This window comes from Streptomyces alfalfae (assembly GCF_004127445.1).
GTDB lineage: Bacteria > Actinomycetota > Actinomycetes > Streptomycetales > Streptomycetaceae > Streptomyces > Streptomyces alfalfae.
The window spans coordinates 462,944-469,422 of sequence record NZ_QEXM01000041.1 but is presented as its reverse complement, the minus strand read 5'-3'; the positions used below and the strand labels follow the sequence as shown (position 1 = coordinate 469,422).

Genomic DNA, 6,479 nt, shown 5'->3' with positions numbered 1-6,479 from the left:
TGAGACCTGATGCCGAGCCGATTGTGGTGAAGTGGATGATCCTATGCTGTCGAGAAAAGCCTCTAGCGAGTTTCATGGCGGCCCGTACCCTAAACCGACTCAGGTGGTCAGGTAGAGAATACCGAGGCGTTCGGGTGAACTATGGTTAAGGAACTCGGCAAAATGCCCCCGTAACTTCGGGAGAAGGGGGGCCATCACTGGTGATGAGTCTTGCACTCTGAGCTGGGGGTGGCCGCAGAGACCAGCGAGAAGCGACTGTTTACTAAAAACACAGGTCCGTGCGAAGCCGTAAGGCGATGTATACGGACTGACGCCTGCCCGGTGCTGGAACGTTAAGGGGACCGGTTAGTGCGCTTTCGGGCGTGCGAAGCTGAGAACTTAAGCGCCAGTAAACGGCGGTGGTAACTATAACCATCCTAAGGTAGCGAAATTCCTTGTCGGGTAAGTTCCGACCTGCACGAATGGCGTAACGACTTCTCGACTGTCTCAACCATAGGCCCGGTGAAATTGCACTACGAGTAAAGATGCTCGTTTCGCGCAGAAGGACGGAAAGACCCCGGGACCTTTACTACAGTTTGATATTGGTGTTCGGTTCGGCTTGTGTAGGATAGGTGGGAGACTGTGAAGCGGGCACGCCAGTGTTCGTGGAGTCGTCGTTGAAATACCACTCTGGTCGTGCTGGATGTCTAACCTCGGTCCGTGATCCGGATCAGGGACAGTGTCTGATGGGTAGTTTAACTGGGGCGGTTGCCTCCCAAAGAGTAACGGAGGCGCCCAAAGGTTCCCTCAGCCTGGTTGGTAATCAGGTGTTGAGTGTAAGTGCACAAGGGAGCTTGACTGTGAGACCGACGGGTCGAGCAGGGACGAAAGTCGGGACTAGTGATCCGGCGGTGGCTTGTGGAAGCGCCGTCGCTCAACGGATAAAAGGTACCCCGGGGATAACAGGCTGATCTTCCCCAAGAGTCCATATCGACGGGATGGTTTGGCACCTCGATGTCGGCTCGTCGCATCCTGGGGCTGGAGTCGGTCCCAAGGGTTGGGCTGTTCGCCCATTAAAGCGGTACGCGAGCTGGGTTTAGAACGTCGTGAGACAGTTCGGTCCCTATCCTCTGTGCGCGTAGGAATATTGAGAAGGGCTGTCCCTAGTACGAGAGGACCGGGACGGACGAACCTCTGGTGTGCCAGTTGTCCTGCCAAGGGCATGGCTGGTTGGCTACGTTCGGAAAGGATAACCGCTGAAAGCATCTAAGCGGGAAGCCTGCTTCGAGATGAGTATTCCCACCCCCTTTGAGGGGTTAAGGCTCCCAGTAGACGACTGGGTTGATAGGCCAGATCTGGAAGCCCGGTAACGGGTGGAGGTGACTGGTACTAATAGGCCGAGGGCTTGTCCTCAGTTGCTCGCGTCCACTGTGTTGGTTCTGAAACAACGAACAGTTGTGTCGGCTGAACAGCGTCACTATCTAAATTGAAAAGTGTGCTTGTTCGCTGCCCTGTTTGAGATCCTGCTCTACAGCGGGATATTTCATAGGGTTTCGGTGGTCATAGCATGAGGGAAACGCCCGGTTACATTCCGAACCCGGAAGCTAAGCCTCATAGCGCCGATGGTACTGCAGGGGGGACCCTGTGGGAGAGTAGGACGCCGCCGAACAATTATTGGAGGACCCCTGGTCCCAGCGTCCACGCTGGGACCAGGGGTCCTTTTGTTTTTGTCGAAGCGCGCCGGCACTCCGGCTGCGCGAGAATGACTGCGGTACCGAAGACTAGGAGTCACCCATGTCCACCAACTCTCCCGACGAGCGACCGGAGCGCGACCAGCGCCGCCGGGAAGGTGGCGACCGGGGCGGCTACCGCGGAGCCCCGAAGCGTGACAACGACCGTGGCGGTTTCCGTCGCGATGGTGACCGTCCCGCTTTCCGCCGTGACGACCGGCGCGATGACCGCAGGGACGACCGGCGTGATGACCGGGGCGACCGTGGTGGTTTCCGTCGCGATGACAATCGTGGCGGGGACAACCGTGGTGGCGGTGGGTTCCGTGGGCGTGATGACCGTGAGGGTGGGCGTCCGCCGTTCCGTCGTGACGACCGTCCCAGTGGTCCGCGTCGTGACGACCGTGACCGTGGCGGCGACCGTGGCGGTTTCCGCCGCGACGGTGACCGTCCCGCCTTCCGCCGTGACGATCGACGCGATGACCGCGGCGACCGTGGTGGTTTCCGCCGTGAGGACAACCGTGGTGGGGACAACCGCGGTGGCGGTGGGTTCCGTGGGCGTGATGACCGTGAGGGTGGGCGTCCGCCGTTCCGTCGTGACGACCGGCCCGGTGGCCCGCGTCGTGACGACCGTGACCGTGGCGGCGACCGTGGTGGCTTCCGCCGCGACGACCGCCGTGACGATCGACGCGATGACCGCCGTGACGACCGCGGTGGTTTCCGCCGCGACGACCGCCGTGACGATCGACGCGATGACCGCGGCGACCGTGGTGGTTTCCGCCGTGAGGACAACCGTGGTGGGGACAACCGCGGTGGCGGTGGCTTCCGTGGGAGGGACGACCGTGAGGGCGGGCGTCCGCCGTTCCGTCGTGACGACCGTCCCAGCGGACCCCGTCGTGACGACCGGCCCAGTGGCCCGCGCCGTGACGACCGTGACCGTGGCGGCGACCGTGGTGGCTTCCGCCGCGACGGTGACCGTCCCGCCTTCCGCCGCGACGACCGGCGCGATGACCGCAGGGACGACCGCCGTGACGACCGTCCCGCCTTCCGTCGCGACGACCGCCGTGACGATCGACGCGATGACCGCCGTGACGACCGCGGTGGTTTCCGCCGTGACGACAGCCGTGGTGGAGACAGCCGTGGCGGGGACCGTGGTGGCTACCGCGGGCGCGATGACCGCGGACGTGACGACCGGGGCCGTGACGACCGAGGCCGTGGTCCGCGCCGGGACGACAGCCGTGGCGGCAGGCCCGGCGGGTTCCGTGGGCGGGACGACCGCAGGGACGACCGGAGGGACGACCGGCGTGACGGCGACCGTGGTGGCTACCGCGGGCGCGACGACCGTGACCGGGACCGCGAGCCGATCCGCCGGCTGCCGATCCCTGACGACGTCACGGGCCGCGAGATCGACAAGGACGTCCAGCAGGAGCTGCAGAGCCTCCCCAAGGGTCTCGCCGAGGACGTCGCGCGGAACCTGGTGATGGTCGCCAACCTGTTGGACGAGGACCCCGAGCAGGCCTACGCGTACTCGCGTATCGCCCTGCGGCTGGCCTCCAGGGTCGCGGCGGTGCGTGAGGCGGCGGGCTTCGCCGCGTACGCGAACCAGAAGTACAGCGAGGCCCTCGCCGAGTTCAGGGCAGCGCGGCGGATGACCGGCAGTGTCGAGCTGTGGCCCGTCATGGCGGACTGCGAGCGCGGCATGGGCCGGCCCGAGAAGGCGCTGGACATGGCCGGTGCGCCCGAGGTGCAGAAGCTCGACAAGGCGGGGCAGGTCGAGATGCGGCTCGTCGCCGCCGGGGCACGCCGTGACATGGACCAGATCGACGCCGCCATCGTGACCCTGCAGAGCTCCGAGCTGGCCTCGAACTCCGTACAGCCCTGGACCGCGCGACTGCGGTACGCCTACGCCGACGCGCTGCTCGCGGCCGGCCGTGAGGACGAGGCACGGGAGTGGTTCGCGAAGGTCGTCGAGTCCGACAAGGACGGCAGCACCGACGCCTCCGACCGCCTGGCCGAGCTCGACGGCGTCGAGTTCGTCGACGCCCTGGGTGACGACGAGGACGACGAGCAGGGCGACGCCATCGCCGCAGACGCCGAGCCCGCCGAGCGCCGCGAGGCCGCGGGCGACGACGACGCCCACGGTGACGACGCGCACGATGACGTGGACGGCGACGTGGACGGTGACGACATCGACGACGCCCGCGACGGCGTCGACGACGCCGGGGCCGACAAGGCCTGATCGTCCGCACCGCCGAGAACGGGCGGGGTTCCCTTCGGGGAGCCCCGCCCGTTCGGCATGTCCGGGGTCATACGGGAGTGCGGAGGCGCGTCAGAACGCGAGGCCCCGCAGGACCAGGCCCGTCGCCGGCTTAGGGCCGAAGGAGGTCGACTTGCGGGGCATCGTCACGCCCTGGCGGGCCAGGTCGCGGACGACCTCCTCGCGGACCGGGTGCATCAGGACGGCCGTGCCGCCGTCGCGCTCGGCCTTCTCGACCGTGGCCTCGGTGTCGTGGATGTACGCGATGTGCTCGGGGGCGTCGGGGACGCGCCAGACGTGGTCGAGCAGCGTCGAGTGCAGGACCGTCGCGTCCAGGGTCCGCCAGGCCTCGGGGTGGTCGTCGCGGATCGTACGGGCCAGGAGGTCCGGGGCCGGGCGGTCGACGAGGTGGAATGCGCCGTCGCCCGCGAGCAGGAAGGCGTTGCTCTCGGCCGCGGCCTCGGCGAGGACGGCGAGCGCGTGGTCGAGGGGCCCCTCCACCTCGCGTACGCGGAAGGAGTCGCCGATGGCGGCGAGTGCCTCGGACACCGGCAGGCGGTGGAGGTAGCGGTGGATGGCGCGGACCCGCAACGGGTAGCGGGCGGTGTCGACCAGGAGGACCAGGCCGTAGTCCCAGGCGCTCGGCGCGGGATGCTCGGCGCGCAGGCGCAGGTTGGTGGCCCAGCGGTGGTGGCCGTCGGCGATCAGCGCCTGGTGGGCGGCGAGACCTGACTGGATCTCGGTGATCTCAACGGGGTCGGTCACCGGCCACAGGCGGTGGTGGAAGCCGTCCTCGGTGGTGGTGGCGAGCAGCGGATCGCGCCGGACGACGCGCTCGATGACCGCTATGGGGCCTTTCGCGTGGTCGTCCCCGTCGCTGCGGTAGGTCAGGAGCAGCGGCTCCAGGTTGGCCGAGGTCGCCCGCATCAGGGCCGCGCGGTCCTCGACGACGTGCGGCATCACGTCCTCATGGGGCAGCACGACGCCCTCTGCGGCCTCGGAGAGGCGGAGCGCGCCGATGACGCCGCGCTGGAGGATGTCGCCGTCCCGCTGTTCGTAGACGTAGAGGCTCGGCTCGGTGTCGGGGGCGAGGATGCCTTCGGCGAGCCAGTCGCGCAGGGTGTCGGCGGCCTGCTGGTTGCGGGCGGCGGGGGTGGTGGCCTGCGGGAGGATCAGCCGGACGATGTTGTGCGGGTCGGCCGACTCCAGGTGCAGCAGGCCGTCGGGGCGGACCACCACGTCGTACGGGGGTGAGGTCACCGCGGCGAGGTTGCCGACCCGTTCGGGGACGTAGCGCACGCCCCGGAAGGGGATCAGGTCGAGTCCGGCTGCGTCCGTGTGACCCGCTGTGTTCATTGGGGCATCGTATGTGTGTCCGTGGCATGAGCGATGATCGGGGGAGTGGTATCGAGCGAGGAGCGATGTGTAATGAGCCAGACCGCAGGCAAGGGCGCGGACGGTGGCGCGGACGAGGGCGTCAGGACGCGGCCGGCGGGCAGCGGCGAGGCGCTGAGCGAGGCGTATGACACCGCTCTGCTCGACCTGGACGGGGTCGTGTACGCGGGTGGGCTCGCCATCGCGTACGCCGTCGAGTCGCTCGGCGCCGCGCGCAAGGGCGGCATGCACCTGGCGTACGTCACGAACAACGCGCTGCGGACGCCGGACGCGGTGGCGGAGCATCTGACGGAGCTGGGGATCGAGACCGCGGCGGCGGACGTCATCACCTCGGCGCAGGCGGCGGCCCGGCTGGTCAGCGAGCAGGTGCCCGCCGGGGCGCGGGTGCTCGTGATCGGCGGCGAGGGGCTGCGGGTCGCGCTGCGGGAGCGGGGTCTGGTGCCGGTCGAGTCGGCCGACGAGGACCCCGCGGCGGTCGTGCAGGGGTACGGCGGCCCCGACATGGCGTGGGGGCGGTTCGCCGAGGCCTGTCACGCGATCGCGCGCGGGGTGCCGTGGTTCGCGTCCAACACCGACCTGACGATCCCGAGCGCGCGGGGCATCGCTCCGGGCAACGGCGCGGCGGTGGAGGTCGTGCGCATCGCGACGAGGGCGGAGCCGCAGGTGGCGGGCAAGCCGCTGCCGCCGATGCACCGGGAGACGATCCTGCGCACGGGGGCCGAGCGCCCGCTGGTCGTGGGCGACCGCCTGGACACGGACATCGAGGGCGCGTTCAACGGCGGGGTGGACTCCCTGCTCGTCATGACCGGCGTCACGGACGCCGCGCAGCTCCTCGCGGCGCCGCCGCGGCACCGGCCGACGTACGTGGACGCGGACCTGCGCGGCATGCTCACCGGGCAGCCCGAGGTGACCGCGGCCGATGGCGGCTTCCGCTGCGGCGGCTGGACGGCCTCGGCGCGCGGCGGCGAGCTGGCCCTGGACGGCGACGGCGAGGCCATGGACGGGCTGCGCGCCCTGTGCGCGGCGGCCTGGACGCAGGCGGGAGACGGCTCCTGCACGCTGGCCGCGGACAAGGCGGTGGCCCGGCTGGGGCTGTGAGCCGCCGGGGGCGGGGCGAGCGC

At 68.8% G+C, this 6,479-nt stretch carries 4 protein-coding genes and 2 rRNA genes; 5 read left to right on the top strand and 1 reads right to left on the bottom strand.

What is annotated here, in order from left to right; translation table 11 throughout:
* The 4 genes from DCW30_RS21675 to DCW30_RS21660 form a co-directional block, all read left to right on the top strand.
* Positions 1-1,392: ribosomal RNA gene (locus tag DCW30_RS21675) — 23S ribosomal RNA — on the top strand; the annotation flags it as partial.
* Positions 1,393-1,531: 139 nt separating this feature from the next.
* Positions 1,532-1,648, top strand: a 5S ribosomal RNA gene (gene rrf / locus DCW30_RS21670).
* Positions 1,649-1,918: 270 nt separating this feature from the next.
* Positions 1,919-3,187 (top strand): hypothetical protein, encoded by a 1,269-nt coding sequence (locus DCW30_RS37940; RefSeq protein WP_164492983.1) that lies wholly within the window; start codon positions 1,919-1,921, stop codon positions 3,185-3,187.
* On the top strand, positions 3,079-3,945 hold the full coding sequence (locus tag DCW30_RS21660; protein WP_198504960.1) for a tetratricopeptide repeat protein: 867 nt from the start codon (positions 3,079-3,081) through the stop codon (positions 3,943-3,945). Before DCW30_RS37940 ends, DCW30_RS21660 begins: the two co-directional genes overlap by 109 nt.
* Before the next feature lie 90 nt (positions 3,946-4,035).
* Here the strand turns inward: DCW30_RS21660 and DCW30_RS21655 are convergent, their stop codons facing one another.
* Positions 4,036-5,319 carry a DUF1015 family protein gene (locus DCW30_RS21655; RefSeq protein WP_076686926.1) on the bottom strand — a complete coding sequence of 428 codons (1,284 nt, stop codon included), beginning with the start codon at positions 5,317-5,319 and terminating at the stop codon, positions 4,036-4,038.
* A 72-nt stretch (positions 5,320-5,391) separates the two neighbouring features.
* Between DCW30_RS21655 and DCW30_RS21650 the strand changes: the two genes are divergently transcribed.
* Positions 5,392-6,456 (top strand): HAD hydrolase-like protein, encoded by a 1,065-nt coding sequence (locus DCW30_RS21650; RefSeq protein ID WP_076686927.1) that lies wholly within the window; start codon positions 5,392-5,394, stop codon positions 6,454-6,456.
* Positions 6,457-6,479: the final 23 nt, after the last annotated feature.

Bases quoted from the DNA above. Each gene is read 5' to 3' on its own strand.
- DCW30_RS21655 (WP_076686926.1), bottom strand. From the start codon at position 5,319: ATGAACACAGCGGGTCACACGGACGCAGCCGGACTCGACCTGATCCCC.
- DCW30_RS21650 (WP_076686927.1), top strand. From the start codon at position 5,392: ATGAGCCAGACCGCAGGCAAGGGCGCGGACGGTGGCGCGGACGAGGGC.